Below are 19129 nucleotides of genomic sequence, written 5' to 3'. Positions count from 1 at the left end.
GTAAATCCTTATTGATGAAAGAGTATCCCATGATTTTAATTATAGAGAGAATAATATTGCAAATGGAGCCGTTACAATATTCACCTTGGCTTTGTGCCAAAACGTGAAAACACGTGTATACATCTTTCAGCTTGATTGAGAATCAAGCAACAATACAAGCAGCACAAAAGCGTATTGTTGAAGAATGGAGAACACAGAATAAATCAATGTAATTGACCATAAAAAAACCCTTCATGCGTAAAATTTTACAGGCGTTCTTCAACAGTGTTTTACGACAAAATAAATCCATCCGCTTTCATCAAAAACAAAGTTAAACATACCCCCTAAAAAAGGAAGGTATCTTATGATGCACTCTCAAATATCAAGAGCAATCGCAAATAGGAAATGAGCAAAGTGTTTGATAATGCTAGCTTATTTCCATAAATATAAAAACACCGCTACGCAAAGATGCCAATACGCAAAAATGTTGGTACGCAATGAATTCTATACCTTATCACGAGTAACACTATGAAATGGGTGTGGAAACGATAAATCATATTTCTTTACCGAAAACGGGTACATGATTAACACCATAGCATTCTTGTTCTTTACACAGATATTAATTCTTTCTCTTGCTTTTGCAGTCAACAATAGCGCATAACAAAAAATAGGATAAAGCTAAAAAGAAGAGGTTAGAGATGAAATTTTTTGTGGATAGCGCCAATATTGAAGAAATTCAAGAGTTACAGAATTTAAGCCTTGTTGATGGTGTTACCACCAATCCCTCTCTTATCCTAAAATCAGGACGCAATATTCTTGATGTTACAAAAGAAATTTGTGCTCTCGTTAGCGGACCTGTTTCTGCTGAAGTTGCAGCAACAGAATTTGAAAGCATCATGAAAGAAGCAGCTGTTTTAGCAAAGATTGCCGACAATATTTGTATCAAGCTTCCTTTAACACTCGATGGATTAAAAGCCTGTAAAGCCCTCACAGCAGCAGGACTAAAAACAAATCTCACCCTTTGTTTTTCTGCCAATCAAGCCTTATTAGCCGCCAAAGCAGGCGCAACATTCGTTTCACCTTTTATTGGTAGACTTGATGATTGTGGAAATGATGGAAGTGAACTGCTTCATGAAATTCGCACAATTTATGATAACTATAACTTTGAAACACAAATCTTGGCCGCTTCAATCCGCACCGTTAATCATGTCAAAGAAGCAGCACTCAGTGGTGCTGACATTGCAACAGTTCCACCAGCAATCTTAAAAGCACTGGTCAAACACCCTCTCACCGACAAAGGGTTGCAAATATTCCTCGACGACTGGAAAAAAACAGGACAAAATATTGCTTAATATCTAGAATTTTTATTGGAAAGATCTTTTGAAAGTAACAAAAAGATCTGTTCAGCCAACTCTTCCGCAACACGTTTTTTTGCATCTTCTTCTGCTTGCAGCGTTGCATATTCTTGACGAAGTCGCTCAAAAGATGCATTCATCATTGCTGTTCCTTTTGCAACAAGAGTATTTTTCATATCCTGCAAAGTGTAAGAAGCTCTGCTCATAACAGTTCCAACAGAAGGTCGTCCCTTTCTCTTTTTCTCGAAATCAACCTCTATCTGCATAGATTCTCTTGTAAAGACGGATATCTGTAATGCCAATTGATAAGCAGGTAGAGAAGGTTTAGCACCATTTCCATACAAAAGAAAAAGCAGATGGTTGCACACCATTTGTCCAAAACGATCCGAAGGTTCTTCCACAACAATAGAAGCAAGCTTTTGCGCTAATCCCAAAGAAGCTTGTCCAGAAGGGTATCCAGAAGCAGGATTCCCATAAGAAGCAGAATCCATTGTCATTGCACTCTGCAACTCTTGACGGTAAAGCGGTTCAACTTTGCATCCACACAACAGTGTGAATACACCAGCTAAAATGACAAGAATAGAACTTCTAAAAAACGACATTCACAATCCTTTGTGGAACAACAATGATTTTTTTCACAGGCTTTTCAATTAGCTGCGCCTTTACAAAATCTAACGCCAAAACCGCTTCTTTAATCATCACCTCATCAGCAGTTGCTGCAACGCTCACCTCACCACGTTTTTTACCATTAATTTGTACTGGCAAAGTATAGCATTCCGCAACGGTTAACGTGGGATCATAAATAGGCCAAGCAAGCGCAGATATTAAATTTTTTCCCCCTAAAGCAGCATGACATTCTTCTGCTAAATGGGGCATCATGGGTGCAATCATAGCAAGAAAAAAATCCATGGCTTGACGTAAAGAAGCTTTCATTTCATCGTCAACACTTTCTATCCTATTTAACAACGGCGCCATAATATTCAAGAATTCATAAAGGCGTGCAATAGCCCGATTAAAAGCGAATTTTTCCAAATCATCTTCTACAGCGTGGAGCGTGCGATGTGCGACCTTTGAGAGTTCCAAAGCCGCTCCCTGATGCCCTGCACAAGGCGCCACATCCTTTAAAATAGAAGCACTCACAGCCACATGGCGCCAAACACGCTGTACAAAGCGATGTGCACCTTCAACACCAGATTCTGTCCAAATGACATCTCGCTCGGGAGGAGAATCTGACAACACAAACCAACGCACAGTATCAGCGCCATAAGATGCAATAATATCATCAGGATCAACGACATTCTTTTTTGATTTTGACATTTTCTCAATCAAACCAATCGTCACTTCACTTTGATCGGTTAATTTATAAGCACACCGCTTTCCATCTTTTTCAACAATCGAAATTTCTGCTGGAGAAACCCACCCTTGATCATCTCGATAGGTTTCATGCACCACCATCCCTTGGGTAAAAAGCCCCTTAAAAGGCTCATCTACCGTCACATGACCGACCAATTTCATGGCACGCATAAAAAAGCGCGCATAAAGAAGATGCAAAATGGCATGCTCAATTCCACCAATATATTGTTGCACAGGCAACCATTCAGCTGTTGCTTGTTTGTCAACAGGTTCCTGCGCAAAAGGAGCCGTAAAGCGTGCATAATACCAAGAAGAGTCAACAAATGTGTCCATGGTATCGGTTTCGCGTTTGGCAGGTTGACCACAGGAAGGACAAGTAACATTCTGCCATGTTTCATGTCGTGCAAGAGGATTTCCTGGTTGATCAAAAGTAACATCATCAGGCAACACAACCGGTAAATTGGCACGTGGAACAGGAACAACCCCACAAGTTGTACAATGGATCATCGGAATGGGGCACCCCCAATAACGTTGACGCGAAATCCCCCAATCACGCAAACGAAATTGCACTGTTTTCTTCCCTTGCGGTTGCCCATTGAGCATTTGTTTTTCAAGCTTTTTAGCAGCTTCTTCAAAAGCTTGTCGGGGTGTCAAACCATCCAAAAAACTAGAATTGATCATCACCCCATCACCCGTATAAGGTGTTTCAGTAATAACAAAATCTTCTGCTTGCTCTCCTTTTGGTAAAACCACGGGTTTTATTGGAAGATCATATTTACGCGCAAAATCGAAATCTCTCTGATCATGAGCTGGACAACCAAAAACAACCCCTGTTCCATAGTCCATAAGCACAAAATTCGCGATATAAACGGGAATATGTACTGTTGAATCGAAAGGATGAACAGCCAAAAGGGGCGTGAGAAACCCTTGTTTTTCAGCTGTTTCAAGAGCTGCCGTTGTCGTTCCACCACACCGACAATTTTCAATAAAAGCACTCAACGCTTTGTCTTTTTTTGCCAAAGCTTGTGCAATAGGATGATCAACAGACAGAGCCAAAAAGGAAGCGCCAAACAGTGTATCAGGACGCGTTGAATAACAAACAACCTCATCAAATTTCTCACAAACATCATCAGCATCACCCGCCGACTTTAAAGCCCAACGAATCAGCAAACCTTGTGATTTTCCAATCCAGTTTTTTTGCATGGTGCGAACTTTTTCCGGCCATTGGTTCAGCTCTTCAAGCCCTGCCAAGAGATCTTCACTAAAGTCGCTAATTTTGAAAAACCACTGCGTCAACTCACGTTGTTCAACCAACACACCAGAACGCCATCCCCGCCCATCAACAACCTGTTCATTGGCCAAAACAGTATGATCAACAGGATCCCAATTCACCTTAGCCACTTTACGTGCTACCAACCCCTTTTGATAGAAATCAAGGAACAACATTTGTTGTCGGTGGTAATATTCCTCATCACAAGTCGCAAATTCCCGAGTCCAATCTATCGAGAGCCCTAATTGTTTTAATTGCCCACGCATCACCGCAATATTTTGATAGGTCCAAGTTTTAGGGTGCACTTTATTTTGCATAGCGGCATTTTCAGCCGGCATCCCAAAAGCATCCCACCCCATGGGATGAAGCACATTAAACCCCTTGGCGCGTTTATAGCGTGCAACCACATCCCCCATGGCATAATTGCGCACATGCCCCATGTGAATACGGCCAGAAGGATAAGGAAACATCTCTAAAACATAATATTTTTCACGAGCATCTTCTTGGACAGTCTGAAAAATTTTCTTTTCATCCCAAATTTCTTGCCATTTTTTTTCTCTCGCCCGTGGATTATAGCGTTCGCCTATCTTATAATGCTCAATCGTCATTCCCATTATACTCTTTTAATAAAACTGAACCAAAAACTTGTTTTATTATGCTTGACCATGGATTAACCTCATCGTCAACATTTTCGTGAAATATTTCCCTAAGTATTTTATAAAACTTTAAAAAAAAACGACCAACTCTTGAACAAAAAAGGTAAAGCACAAAAATATGAATACACAAACACCCCTTGATGCCCCTTCCGTTGAAGCATGGCAAAACCTTCAAAAAGACATTGCTGAAACATGTCAAGAGTTACAACGCCCTGTAGAAGAAATTGAACTTATCGCTGTTTCAAAAACTGTTTCTGCTATTGATATACGACCCCTTTTGCAAGCAGGCCAATCTTTGTTTGCAGAAAACCGCGTACAAGAAGCAGCACAAAAATGGCCTGCTTTACGTCAACAATTTGAAAATATTAAACTTCATCTCATTGGTCCCCTACAATCAAATAAAACAGCAGAGGCGATCAAACTTTTTGATGTTATTCAAACGGTTGACCGTGAAAAAATAGCCAAAAGCTTAGCTGAAGAAATGGAAAAACAAAAAAAGCATCTCCCCTGCTATGTTCAAGTTAACATTGGCTTAGAACCGCAAAAAAGTGGTATAGCACCACAAGAAGCTACATCTTTTGTCAACCAATGCAAAAACAATTATGGACTTGATATCATCGGACTTATGGGCATCCCCCCTGTCGACGAAAACCCCGGTCCCTATTTCGCTCTTCTAGCAAAATTAGCAAAACAAGCAGGTCTTCCAAAGCTTTCCATGGGTATGTCCAGTGATTTCAAAACCGCTCTACAGTTTGGCTCTAATGTCCTTCGCATTGGCTCCGCTTTATTTGGAAAACGCCCTGTGTAAAGCAATTTCCCCTCATATAAATCTATTCCCCCTTCAATAAATTCCCATTGAAGATTCTACGAACAAGCCAAAAACAGCAGAAATGAGAAAAATATTTCCTTCAATCTCAATAAAGGAGCAATTCTAGCAAAAAAGATTCCAGTCCCTCTTTCATCCTGTTAGCAAAATAAGCAAAAAAGCTGGTCTTCTCAAATTTCTCACCGGCACATCCACAACACGTACAATAGCTTCAAAATAGCATTACAATTTGGCTCTCATATTCTCGCATATTGGCTCTACTTTACTCCCCTCTGAACGCCTCTCCAGCAAAAGCAACATAAAAAATAAATCCTTATATAAAAGCAAAATGATAAGAGGGGCGTTGAGCATGAATGAAAAAACTGTCGCAAAATCACTAATAGCAAAAGAATATTGAATACGATTATCGCAATGATTTTCATTGAAAATCACGCATTCTCTTAACTTCTCCAACATGCGTAAACAATTTCCCCGCATGCCAATGGCGTAAAGCAGGCAAAAGAGGCTTATGGCTGCATAATACAATAACAAAACTCTTTCATGTAAGTCACTTGAGCAAAATAAACATCTCAAATACCCAATAGAGCACCAAGAGCCGCGCTAAACAACATGCTAGCAATCTATAAGATCAACGATAGCATAGAGGCTTTCTATGCTCTACAAAGCGTAAATACAGTCAATATCCGCTTGAAAAATAAAAGAACGAATCCCATGCATGTGCGCATAATACATGCACGCAAAACAATGGCAATGAGACCGATTTCAATAACGATATTCCTTTGTCGTTCTCTTAAACAAAGAGAAAAACTTCAACTTTTCATATACGCAATTTTTCTAAATTTAAACTTTAATTAAGAAAAAACAGGAGATATTTCTTATATTTTAAAATATTGCAAATAATATTATTATCTTTTTAAGAATAAAATTTCACATATAAAAAAGTATTAATACAATATAGTTATTATTTATTACAGTATTTTTATCACCATTTTTAAAGTTTATATTTGTAATTTCTCTAAAAATACGTGATAGACATTTGAAATGTATAATTATGATTAATATTTTTAATGTAGATAATATTAGGAGTATTAAACTGAAACATTTTGGTTCAGGTTTAACTTATACGATACATGATTCAACACCTATCATTTATGGAAATACATGTAGTACTAATGATTTTATGTCTCACATAGGCGCAAGAGGGTTGGCATGGAGCTTTTGATGGAGGAATAGGCAGAGCAATTCTAGGTGGTATAACTGGAAGACCAGCGGGTGCATTTACAGGTAGACTCTTAGGCGCCGCAGGTGGATTCTTAGCAGATGATCTTTGGGCTTTATAGAAAAAGGTCGTGAATGTTGGTTCTAATTTATAGAGAATAGCGACAAAGATATCTCTGAAATTAGTATTTTTGTAAATATTGGAAAGAATATACCAAATATCTTTGGATAAAATATTTTTCAGGGATATCTATTATTTATAACATATTATAATTTAGGATTTTTTATAATGAATATTCGTTATGAAATAATAAGGCTATTTTGCATTCTCTTTGTATTCATCCCTATATATGCTATTGGTTTTAAAAAAATTGGTGGTTACAGTTAGAAAGTAGCTATAAAAACAACATTATATACAGTAATTATGTTCATTATTTTTGATAGTTTATGTAGATATTTTGGTTTATATTAATATTTAGTAAATTTATTCTTTTAAAAAGCATTCTCATTCCCTCTCCTTTATAGGATATTTTTTTAATATCTTTGTGCGTTTATAAAAAGCTCTATACCGCAATAGTCTTTGCCATATTTGAATATCTTAAAAGCATAAAATACCTTTTTAAGAAAAACGTATCAGATTTAAAAATTGACTATTCTAATCTTTGTCATTTAGTCTAACCTCATAATGAAAAGCTTTTGGGAAAACTCTGCCACAAATATAACCATACAAAAATACAGAGGCAGATTTTTCCAAACAATAAAAAGAGGGAAACATGACTGAAAAAATTTATCCAATATCAGAAGAGATCAAAAAAAATACTTTACTCGATGAGAAAACTTATCAACAATGGTATCGAGAAAGCATCAATGATCCAGAAAGCTTCTGGGCCAAACATGGTCAACGCATTGAATGGTTTAAACCTTTTACAAAAGTAAAAAACACTTCTTTTAACGGAGATGTCTCCATTCAATGGTACGAAGATGGGATAACAAATGTTACCTATAATTGCATTGATCGCCACCTGAAAACCCATGGAGACAAAATCGCGCTCATTTGGGAAGGAGATAATCCTTATCATGATAAAAAAATAACCTATAACGAGCTTTATGAACATGTTTGTCGTTTTGCTAATCTTTTGAAAAGTCGTGGCATTAAGAAAGGCGATAAAGTAACCATTTATCTTCCTATGATTCCCGAAGCAGCCTATGCCATGCTTGCTTGTGCTCGCATTGGAGCTATTCATTCGGTTATTTTTGCTGGCTTTTCTGCTGAAGCAATAGCAGGACGCCTTGTCGATTGTGAATCAACCTTTATGATTACCGCTGATCACGGCTTGCGTGGCGGCAAACGGATCAACTTAAAAGACAACGTTGACCATGCCATTGAGATAGCCGCGCGCCAAAACGTGCATGTGGACCAAGTAATGGTTATACGGCGGACTTGTGGACCCATTCAATGGGTAGAGGGGCGTGATTTTTGGTACCACGAAGAGATAGCTCATACCAAAACAGCTTGTCCACCAGAACCCATGAATGCTGAAGATCCACTTTTTATTCTTTATACTTCAGGCTCCACCGGCAAACCTAAAGGTGTTTTGCATACCACAGCAGGCTATCTTGTTTTTGCCTCGATGACTCACCAATATGTTTTTGATTACCACCCCGATGAAGTTTACTGGTGTACGGCTGATATTGGTTGGATAACCGGCCATTCTTACTTGGTTTATGGACCTTTATGTAATGGTGCGACCACTTTAATGTTTGAAGGCACACCAACCTTTCCTGACAAAGGAAGATTTTGGGAAATTGTCGACAAGCATCAAGTCAATACACTCTACACCGCACCAACAGCTATCCGCGCCTTAATGGGAGCAGGAAATTCGTTTGTTGAACACTCAGACAGAACATCGTTGCGTCTTTTAGGCACAGTAGGAGAACCTATTAACCCAGAAGCATGGGAATGGTTTTATCATATAATTGGAAATGACCGTTGTCCGATTCTCGATACATGGTGGCAAACGGAAACAGGAGGGCATATGATCACACCCTTGCCTGGTGCAACCCCCCTCAAAGCAGGATCGGCCACACGTCCTTTCTTTGGTGTTCAACCCCAAATTGTTGATGCCCAAGGCAATGTTTTAGAAGGTGAAGCAGAAGGCACTCTTTGTATCAGTGATTCATGGCCCGGACAAATGCGCACACTTTATAAGGATCATGAACGCTTTATTCAAACTTATTTTTCCTCCTATAAAGGAAAATATTTTTCAGGCGATAGCTGTAGGCGCGATAGCGACGGTTATTATTGGATCACAGGACGAGTTGATGACATTCTCAATGTCTCGGGGCACAGATTAGGAACCGCTGAAATTGAATCAGCTCTTGTTTCTCATCCCTCTGTATCAGAAGCAGCTATTGTGGGTTACCCGCATCCCATTAAAGGACAAGGAATTTATAGTTTTGTGACCCTCATGGAAGGAACAGCGCCAAGTGAAGAATTGCAAAAAGACCTTATCAAGCATGTGAGACAAGAAATAGGCTCTATTGCCATATTGGATAAAATTCAGTTTGCTCCGCAGCTTCCCAAAACGCGATCAGGGAAAATTATGAGACGTATTTTACGAAAAATCGCTGAAAACGATTTTGATACTCTCGGAGATATTTCAACTCTTGCCGAACCACAAGTTGTTGAAGATCTGATTGCCAACCGACAAAACTAAAAAACACGACGAAATACAACATACGGTGGTTTTTGTTTTTTGCTAAAATTATCTCAGCATTATTACGAAAACCACCGAGGAGAATAAAAAATAAAACAATTCACGAGAAGCTCAATCATTCTAACAACAAACGCTTTTTTTCATAACAGGTAAGAAATAATTTAAGCAAAAACCTCAGGATTGGGATGCGAACAAGAATAAGAAAGTAAGATAAAAAGAGCAACATAGCTTTTTAAAATCACCCAATGTCCACTCAGTGCAAAAAAAGCCTCTGAGTAAGAAGGAAAAATAGTTCTGATGTTTATGCTAGAATCCCTTTGAAATTCCTGCTAAAATCATAAATAAGGCTAAAAAAAGAAAGTATAAGTGATAATATTCTTGAGCAAAAATATTTATCTATAACGAGGGTGTATAAAAAATATTGAAAACCATGAAATCTAAAATAAACAAGCTTACAACAAAAATCTAAAGCAATGAAAGTAAGAGTTTTTAGAATAAATGATGCAATATAAAATCAGGAGTAATAATAAAAAGTGATTCATTTTGAAAATGTCGGCCTACGCTATGGAATGGGCCCTGAGGTCCTTCGTGATATTAGCTTTCATATTCCTCCTGGATCATTTCAATTTCTCACAGGTGCCTCTGGAGCAGGGAAAACGTCGCTGATGCGTCTTATGTTTTTGGCACTCAAACCCACCCGCGGTCATATTGATCTCTTTGGAACAGACACAGCATTACTCAAACGACAAGAGCTCCCTGCGCTGCGACAACGTATTGGGGTGGTTTTTCAAGATTTTCGTTTACTCGACCACATGACCACTTATGAAAATGTCTCCTTACCTTTACGCATTAAAGGACAAGAAGAAGCAACCTATCGCAGTGAAGTGGAAGATCTTCTCTGTTGGGTAGGTCTTGGAGATCATATTCATGTTTTACCACCGGTTCTTTCCGGTGGGGAAAAACAAAGGGTAGCCATTGCACGCGCACTCATTGATCAACCTGAAATTCTACTTGCCGATGAACCCACCGGAAATGTCGATCCGCCCTTGGCAAAACGCCTCCTCCGTTTGTTTATTGAATTAAACCGTTTTGGAACGGCTGTTATCATTGCTACCCATGATATTGCCTTAATGGAACAAGTTGCAGCACGACGTATGCTTCTCCATAACGGACGGATGACGATTCATGAATAAGTCTTTCCCCATTTTTACAAGCAATAAAAAAAATACAACAGCGATTATTCCCAGTGGTAATATTTCTGGAAAAGCATTAGTTGCCGTGATTGCTATTATGACATTTCTTTCAAGCCTCACCTTAATCGGTGTTGATTTGGTCCAACGTGCCGCCCAAAATTGGAGTAATCAGATTAGCTATGAAGCAACAATACAAATACGCCCCATTGACAATGTTGATATCAACAAAGCACTCCGTGATGCCGTACAATTGGTTAAAACATTTTCTGGTGTACAAGATGCAAAAATTGTTGACCAAAAAGCTACAGAAAAGTTACTGGAGCCATGGCTTGGAACAGGCTTCAATGTCAATGAACTACCCCTTCCCCGCCTCATCATTGTGACCCTGAAGAGAGATGAAAAAATCAATTTTGCAGCCATTAATCACGCCATTAAAACCCAAATTCCAGGAGGTCAATTTGATGATCACCGTGTTTGGGTCCATCGTTTTGCGACCATGGCATACACCACGGTTTTTATCGGTTTTTCAATTTTAGCATTGGTTCTAGGCTCTCTAATCCTCACCATCATTTTTGCCACCCGCAATGCATTGGCAGAAAATACACATATTATCAATGTCTTATATTTTCTTGGCACTGAAACTCTTTTCATTGCGCGTCAATTTGATTGGCATTTTTTTAAAACGGCACTGCGCGGTGCTTTATATGGTGGTTTCACAAGCATCTTTCTGTTTTCAGCCTTTTGTCTCTGGACGAATTATAACTTGGGAAGAGCAGAAGCTAGCCAAGTAACAGCTTTGTTTGGACATCTTTCCATAAGTTCCGTTCCTTATGGCAAAATCACTCTGCTTATTATTTTCGTTTCTTTTCTCACCACCCTTACAAATCGCATGACTATTTTAGCGCAACTGAAAAAAATCGATCAATGTGAAAACGGTTTATTTTAATTTATGACTCACAACACTTTCAACTCATTGACACAAAACAATTTAGAACGTCCTCTTCCAAAACGGCCCCACTATAATAGTTGGTCTTCATGGCTTTTATTTCGCTATTTTCCACCAACAACCCTTACTCTTGCAATCACTGTTTTCATTTTCTGGGGCGGTTTTATTATTTTTTCTGAAAAAACTGAACGACTTTCTCCCCCAACACCTCTCCCCAAAGCGGATGCCATTATCGTGCTTACAGGCGGAGAAAACCGAATAGAGACAGGACTTAATCTCTTACAAAGGGGGTTTGGTTCACGTCTCCTCATCAGTGGCGTAAACACCACAACCAATCTGAAAAGTCTCATGCACAACATGCATATTACCCCACGGCTTATCTCCTGTTGTATTGACATTGGGCATCAAGCGATTAACACCAGAGGAAACGCCGAAGAAAGCGCCGCTTGGATCAAAAAACACCACTATAGAACTCTTTATATCGTCACCCATGATTACCATGTGTGGCGCTCAATGCGAGAACTTAAATATTTAATGCCTGATATCCATTTCATTGCCTATCCTGTTAAAAAGAACAATGCTGAAAGCGCAATACAACAGATCAATCAAATCCGCATTCTTATATTCCAATATATTAAAACGCTCCAAGTCTATATCAGAACCGCATTCTAATCTTTATCCTTCTAACTTTTTAAAAACCTTGCCACCCACGAACCGCTTCATACCCTTCCACACGAATTACCGCCATAAAAGCTCGACAGAGCTTACCCTCATACAACGCAGAACATCCCAATGCACGTGTCACTGTATTTGCACGTTCACCAAAAACATCTCTTACATCCCAAACATATCTCACAGCGCGGATCTGTACATACCATCCCAATATATAAGCTCTTGTAAATAGAGCCCCTAGACAGCCATAAGATCGCCAGACTTGTCATAAAAATCTATTTATACCACTGTCTTACCCTTCATAAAAAATGCAAACCGCCCCACCCTATATTTTGCCGCCTCTCAAGTATTACGATTTCTCTTAAACCTCTTGGGATGATTGGTAAGAGGCATGCATTACGCCTTTCTTAAACACGAACATACCAACCTCATATGACATGCAAAGAAGTAATTTTAATAGATTTAAAATAAGAAAATTTATAATACTTAGATTTCTCATTTAACAGAGAGAACATTAAACTATCATTATAAGTCAATATATTAGTAACAATCTCTTATTCTAAAAAGCATCTTCATAAGAGCATTTTAGATCACAGATAGAAATAAGCTCAAAACGCACACCGCGACAAATACCCTACATTTTTTATCGCAATCTTTTTTGAAATCATTTCGCTCTCTAAGATCACCTTTTGTCTGGTTTCCTCTCCCAAAAAGAACGAAAACTTTTAAACTCTATTGATCTGTAAACAATAATAACTCAGCTTCTTGTCTAACGCGTTCCACCTGCTCACTTCAATATCAGAACATCTCAAAAGACAGATTTCATAAGAATTGTGATTTCCTCTCAACATCTCAAAGGACGATGATTCCTATCAGCAACGATTTGTAAACAGTTCACTTTCTCTGGACAGGTTCCTCTCAGCTTCCCCATTTATATGGTTTACTCACATAAAGCTCGACAAGAAAACCCCTCTGCCTGAGAATATTCATCACTGCCGCTAAAGCTCATGCGTCATAATTTTAGTGACCTCACTGCCTAAGGTGCTTTATTACATACAACATATTGATTTATAATGAAATTTTATTACGCTACAACTTGAATGAGAGCTCTCAATATCATCAGATTTTCTCATTTCAAATCTGTTCTCTATTGAATCAATCAAAACCATTTTCTTGCACATCACACAGGACTTGAACACCACAAGGGAAGAGAGCCTGCGCAGCGTAAAACGGTACAAGAAAGGCATGCCTCTTATGAACTTGTCTCAAGTGCCAAGGGCTGTCACAATACCCACGAGCTGGCAAGGTGTATGATAGTGCCAGTTTGTTACGACACAGCGCTGTTTTACCGCACAATGGATAACTTAACCTTTTCAGTTTCTCTCACTTCCAATTTTGGCAGGTTGCGCACAATTTTCATTGTTTCCAAGCTTACAGTAATAACCCGCTGAAACAATTCCAATGGATAAGCTGGATTACCCACCGTCTCAACAGCATAGCGATTAGCATCATTCACAATCCCACTCGCTTTATCCGTTTTGACAATCTGCCGTTCCATAACCCATTCAAGAGCAGACCTGCCATTGACCACATACTCATAAGCTTCAAGAGGAATATCCTGCATCGTGATATGCGCATTATAAATCACTGTGTTTTTATCAATAGCACCACGCTTACCAGCAAATTTCATTGCTTCAACACGATAGAAACTCTTCTCATCAGAAATCATCCAAGTTCTTGGATCGCCCTGTTTATAGGTAACAGGATAGGGCTCAACCTCTTCATAATTCATATGCAAATCACCAAGCTTTCGCCCCGCTGTAACAAAAGCCCAAAAATCCTCTACCTTTTTAACTGTTGGAATACGCGGCAATTGTTTAGACAGATTATGCGCATAACGAGCACGATAATCTTCAGAATGCAAAATCCCATAAACATAATAAAACAAATCATCCTTTGTAATCATTTCACCAGGATAAGCTGCCTTAAAATAAGCCAACCCTTCGTCCGTAAGAGCATCACGCCGCTCTAAACCAGTTTCTTTGCTTTCCTCTGCAAAATTTGCAAACAAATGAACCTGATCCCCCTCCTTATTTTTCAAGGACACAGTATCTTCATAAACATACCGTGGAAAACATTGACCAGTATCCATTGCATGAAGATTAGATAAATTCTTAGTCATCAGAACAGAAAATCCACTGCTTGCTCCAATTCCCGTAACTTGTATCACCTTATTTTCAGCCGCTTGTTCCAGAGGAAAAATACGTGGCATTTGTAAAACTCTATGGTTAAAAACACGATTGTAATAGAGCCACTGTTGTGTAAAAGGACGATAAAGGCTCTGGGTAATATACGTATCTTTAAATTTAAAAGCTTTCCCCCTTATTAATTCTTCTTTAAGGCTACTACTCCAACTAATCTTTCTAGAATCTGTATTGACAAAATCGTTCACAGCATTTGCACGTGCTTTGCGATCAGAATGTAGATACGCAGCATTAAAACGCTCTACTTCACTGTTATAAAAAGCAATCATATTGCTCATATTCTTTGCTAAAGCTTCACGACTTGAGTTATATGTCCAAGCATCACGACTAGTTTGTATACCGCCAGAAAAATTTTCAAAGAGCCTTTTATCACTGCCTTTCTTGTCACCTAAGGCTAGAAATTTTTCAAAATCATTATTGCGCTGATTCAGCCAATCGCCATGCTCATCAGGTGTAATCATCTGCCAGCTGTGTTCACGTGTGATACCACCAATACTCCCCAACCTCTGAAGTTCACGGAGCTTTTCTTTTGCTGTGAGATAATCTCCAATATCACGAAAATATATTTTCCCATGCTGTTGTGCATCCGGATTTTTAACCAAAATGGAAATCGCAATAGGTGCGCGAGACCCAGAACCAAAAATCTTTCCCCCCTCCTTTCGAGAGAGTTCTCCAGAAGTTCGTTGATTCCCCCGCAAATGGAAAATATAAAGGCTGCTAAATTCCTCGATTAAACATTTTCGTAAACCATCCGTAGAGTAACTACTAATAAAACCTGCATTTGTCACAAAACCAATAACACCACAGTCTTTTATACGGTCACTTGCCCAACGAATGGCACGAATATAACTGTCATAAAGTCCATTAACATTGCTTGCTTTAGATTGAGCGGCATAGGTTTCACGAATGCGACGATCCAATTTAGGATAGCCAATATTCTGCGCATTGTCGTTTTCACTTTTTTGTCCAGAAGAATAAGGGGGGTTGCCAACAATAACACGAATATCCAGTTCCTTCTGGTGCGCCCGACGTGTACTGTTATCCACCAGCAAATCACTGATCAGGTCTTTTTCTTGCTCATAAAGCTGGAATGTATCGGTCAAACAAATTCCCTCAAACGGAACATAACCTCCCCCCATCAGACCATGATAGGTCGTCTCAATATTAATGGCTGCAATATAATAGGCTAAAAGCACGATTTCATTGGCATGAATTTCACGACAAAATTTGTGTTTCATCTCCTCTGGTTTTATCAGACCCGATTGTAAAAGCCGCGTGATAAAAGTACCCGTTCCAGTAAAAGGATCCATGATGTGCACACCCGATGAGCCAAGCGTTTGCCCAAATTCTTGCTCTAAGACATCATTGACAGAGTGCAAAATAAAATCCACAACCTCGACGGGGGTATAAACAATGCCTAGTTTTTCTACAGTGCGTGGAAAAGCATAACGAAAAAACTTATCATAAAGCTCTACAATCAACCTCTGTTTTGCTTTTGGATCCGTAATGCCACTGGCTCGTAATTTTACACTTGCGTAAAATTTTTCCAGATCTTTGGATTCCTTATCAAGATTTGCCTCATCAAGCACATCAAGCATACGCTGCATAGCACGCGAGACAGGATTCTCACGTGTGAACTGATAGCCTTCAAACAACACCTGAAAGACAGGACGCGTGATAATATGCTGTGCCAACATCTCAATCGCATCAGCTTCTGTAACAGCATCATTTAAGTCATCACGCAGTTCTGCCACAAACCTGTCAAAGGCTTGACGCGCCTCAGTATTTGGCTCTGCCAGAATGCCTGTTAAGCGCGTGATATGATTCTTAGCAATTTCAGCAATATTGCTCGCCCAATCCTCCCAATAATCACGTGTCCCACATTTCTTAACGATCTTTGCCAAAATCGCACGAGAAAGTTCATCTACGCAGAAAGAAAGCTCCTCGTTTACCTGCTCTGTAAGAAAGCAATCATGCTCCAGACTTCCAATTCCCGCTCGTGCAGGCTGTGAGCGAACCGGAAGATTGTCTACAACAGCCGTAACAGCCTGTAACTCAGTGCTCTGCGTGACACCAATAATCTCAATCACATTGCTGATATCTTGCCCGAGGGATGCCTTATTAATCGTCGCATCAAAACGATCATCATGCGCACGCAAAGCATTTAAAATTTGCCAGATAACCCGATATTTATCATTGTTGTTCAAAGCCTGTTCCACTGGAGTATCAGGAGGAATGCCAATTGGCAAAATGACATATCCCATCTTTTTACCTTCAGAGCGACGCATCACCCGCCCAACCGCTTGCACAACATCGATCTGGCTTTTGCGTGGATTTAAAAACATGATCGCATCAAGAGCCGGAACATCCACCCCCTCAGACAAACACCGAGCATTGGTCAAAATACGACAAACATCATCCCCACTATCAGCTTTCAACCAGTCAAGTAATGCACCACGATCCTTCGCATTGAAAGTGCCATCAACATGCTCAATTTCACACTTCAGAAAATGCTCATTTTCTGTATCCTCTTTCGTATAATCAAGATATTCTCTAACAACCGTAGAAAACTCATCACGCACAAGTTCAGAACTTTTAATAGTTTTACAAAATGCTAAAGCACGATGCATAGGATATAAATCCGCACCAACATCAGCCTTCATATTTTGTTTTGTCAAAGCCTTATAACAGCCAATAATCTTTGTTGCATCATCAAGAACAAGCTCAGTATCGCTATCACTAAGGCGCTTCTGAACAGCGGAACTGACCAATTTTTCGTCCATTGCTAAGACAATAACCTTATAATCTGTTAAAAGATCATTTTGTACTGCCCATGAAAAACCCCGATAAAAAAGTGTTTTACCAAAAAGCTTTTCATCATCCATAGAAGCAAGAACAGCATTAACTTCATTCGCGCGACTTTTTGCGTTATCACCAAAAATGCGTGGTGTCGCTGTCATATAAAGGCGTTTCTTGGCACGAATAACATCATTGGAATGCACCTTAACAAAATTGGATTCATCCTCGCCCACCAGCGTTGCCCCTGTTGTACGGTGCGCTTCATCACAAATGATAAGATCAAATGTTGGCAAACCATAGTTTTTCTGAGCATCAGCAATCACCTGAATAGATTGATAGGTTGCAAACACCACGGTCATCTTATCTGCAACACTCTTCGCCACCTGTTTTGCAAGTTTAGCAGCATCGGTTGTCGCCGGAAAAGCAAGATCAAACACATCAATTTCAGCAACATCATCACTATTTTTACGACGCTTTCCCACTTGTGTATCGGAACAAACAGCAAAAGATCTCAATCCGATTCCTGCATCCGTTGTCCATTCACGAACCGTCTGTGACATCAGTGCCAAGGAAGGAACAAGAAACAAAACAAACTTGCCTTCACCCGCCAAATCCTCAGCAATTTTAAGACTGGTAAATGTCTTACCAGTACCACAAGCCATAATAAGCTTCCCCCGATCTGCTTGAGCAAGCCCAGCACGCACATCACGCAATGCTTCCAATTGATGTGGACGCAGCTTCTTTTTATCCTCCAAAACAACTTTGCCCTGGGCTGCAAAAGTTTCCCAACGGATCGGACTTTGTTGTATATCGGAAAGATTAATCCGTATAACAGGAATATCCTGCCCCCGTATCATTGTTTCAGCGTTATCACTCCAAGTACTTTCAGTACTATCTATAATAACACGCCGCTTGAATGGAGCTTTCCCTGATGCCGAAATAAAACTATCAATATCTGCTTTTCTAATCCGATAGGCTGCATCATAAAATTTACATTGGATTGCCGCAAAACCCCCTCCATCACGAAGCTTTGCCACAAGATCGATACCAGTATCATGACCATCCCAATCATTTTCATGAGCCCAATCTTTAAAGGTTTGAATCTTCTCATAACACCCAGACTGAAGAGGATCATGTATCAGATAAGCAAGAGCAAAACGCTCAAAATATGTACCTTTATCTCGTTCGGTACGCGCTTCATCACGATAGCTCTGTAAAAGCGATTGCAGCGTCGTCATGCTTTTCTCTCTATTAAAAACATTTTCAATTATCGAATCTAGACCTATTCATTAATGCCTCTTGTTCTACCCAAAAAACTTAAAAAAAGCTTAAAATTGCTTGATTTTAAGATATTTCGTCTATGCTTAATTAAATCAACAAGAGAGAATCTTTTGATCCTTTTGAGGATCCCCCAAATCATATGATGCATTTATTGATGTCTATATCCCTATGGAAATAAACGGTAAGGCGTGATGATTTTGAAAATATTTTTTGCCTTTTGTTAAGAATACACAATAAAGTGCGCAATAATTTTAGGATTTAGCTTAAGAATGAGAGGAGGAAATGGATAGGACACCTGCGAACACACAAGACACCAAGGAAGAAACTCCACACACAAAACAGCGCATTTTACGAACGATCATGCATATAATTTCACTATAATACGCAAAATATTAGTCGTGATATTCAAAATATTGATTTTTGAAATATTTCTTTGTCTTTTGTTCTTTCGTAGACTAATTATTCGCTTCTTATACTTTATAGCGGGTGGTTTTAGAATTCTTTTTTATATGTACAATATATTGATTTATAATGATAATATAGCGTCATTCATATTAAATTAGAACTCTGAATAACGTAAGATTTTCTCATTTCAAATCT

At 39.1% G+C, this 19129-nt stretch carries 10 protein-coding genes; 6 read left to right on the top strand and 4 right to left on the bottom strand.

Annotation, left to right across the window (positions count from 1 at the left end):
• The first annotated feature begins 677 nt into the window (after positions 1–677).
• Entirely contained in the window at positions 678–1331 is a 654-nt protein-coding gene (gene fsa, locus ACFINS_RS01395) for a fructose-6-phosphate aldolase (RefSeq protein ID WP_375613172.1), read from the top strand.
• On the opposite strand, the gene ACFINS_RS01390 is transcribed toward fsa, so the two are convergent.
• On the bottom strand, positions 1328–1936 hold the full coding sequence (locus tag ACFINS_RS01390; RefSeq protein ID WP_375681268.1) for a hypothetical protein: 609 nt from the start codon (positions 1934–1936) through the stop codon (positions 1328–1330). The genes fsa and ACFINS_RS01390 overlap by 4 nt on opposite strands.
• Complete coding sequence (gene leuS / locus ACFINS_RS01385) at positions 1923–4565, bottom strand: leucine--tRNA ligase (RefSeq protein ID WP_375705873.1); 2643 nt, start codon at positions 4563–4565, stop codon at positions 1923–1925. The genes ACFINS_RS01390 and leuS overlap by 14 nt, the downstream gene beginning before the upstream one ends.
• Before the next feature lie 166 nt (positions 4566–4731).
• Here leuS and ACFINS_RS01380 point away from each other — a divergent pair, with 166 nt between their 5' ends.
• From ACFINS_RS01380 to ACFINS_RS01360, 5 genes are all read left to right on the top strand, one after another.
• Positions 4732–5421, top strand: a complete 690-nt coding sequence (locus ACFINS_RS01380) for a YggS family pyridoxal phosphate-dependent enzyme (RefSeq protein ID WP_375649803.1) — start codon at positions 4732–4734, stop codon at positions 5419–5421.
• Positions 5422–7430: 2009 nt separating this feature from the next.
• Positions 7431–9374, top strand: coding sequence for an acetate--CoA ligase (acs, locus tag ACFINS_RS01375; protein ID WP_375705785.1), 1944 nt, complete (start codon positions 7431–7433; stop codon positions 9372–9374).
• A 533-nt stretch (positions 9375–9907) separates the two neighbouring features.
• Positions 9908–10567 (top strand): cell division ATP-binding protein FtsE, encoded by a 660-nt coding sequence (gene ftsE, locus ACFINS_RS01370; protein WP_273723097.1) that lies wholly within the window; start codon positions 9908–9910, stop codon positions 10565–10567.
• A complete protein-coding gene (locus ACFINS_RS01365; protein WP_375705784.1) occupies positions 10560–11513 on the top strand; it encodes a cell division protein FtsX in 954 nt (317 codons plus the stop codon). The genes ftsE and ACFINS_RS01365 overlap by 8 nt, the downstream gene beginning before the upstream one ends.
• Before the next feature lie 3 nt (positions 11514–11516).
• Positions 11517–12185 carry a YdcF family protein gene (locus ACFINS_RS01360; RefSeq protein WP_375705783.1) on the top strand — a complete coding sequence of 223 codons (669 nt, stop codon included), beginning with the start codon at positions 11517–11519 and terminating at the stop codon, positions 12183–12185.
• A 19-nt stretch (positions 12186–12204) separates the two neighbouring features.
• On the opposite strand, the gene ACFINS_RS01355 is transcribed toward ACFINS_RS01360, so the two are convergent.
• Together ACFINS_RS01355 and ACFINS_RS01350 are read right to left on the bottom strand one after the other, a co-directional pair.
• A complete protein-coding gene (locus tag ACFINS_RS01355) occupies positions 12205–12369 on the bottom strand; it encodes a hypothetical protein (RefSeq protein WP_375705782.1) in 165 nt (54 codons plus the stop codon).
• Positions 12370–13530: 1161 nt separating this feature from the next.
• Positions 13531–18486 (bottom strand): DEAD/DEAH box helicase, encoded by a 4956-nt coding sequence (locus tag ACFINS_RS01350; protein WP_375705781.1) that lies wholly within the window; start codon positions 18484–18486, stop codon positions 13531–13533.
• Positions 18487–19129: the final 643 nt, after the last annotated feature.

The sequence above is a fragment of the Bartonella sp. AA2SXKL genome, from assembly GCF_042197205.1.
Classification (GTDB): Bacteria; Pseudomonadota; Alphaproteobacteria; order Rhizobiales; family Rhizobiaceae; genus Bartonella.
This window is presented reverse-complemented; position numbering and strand designations above follow the sequence as displayed.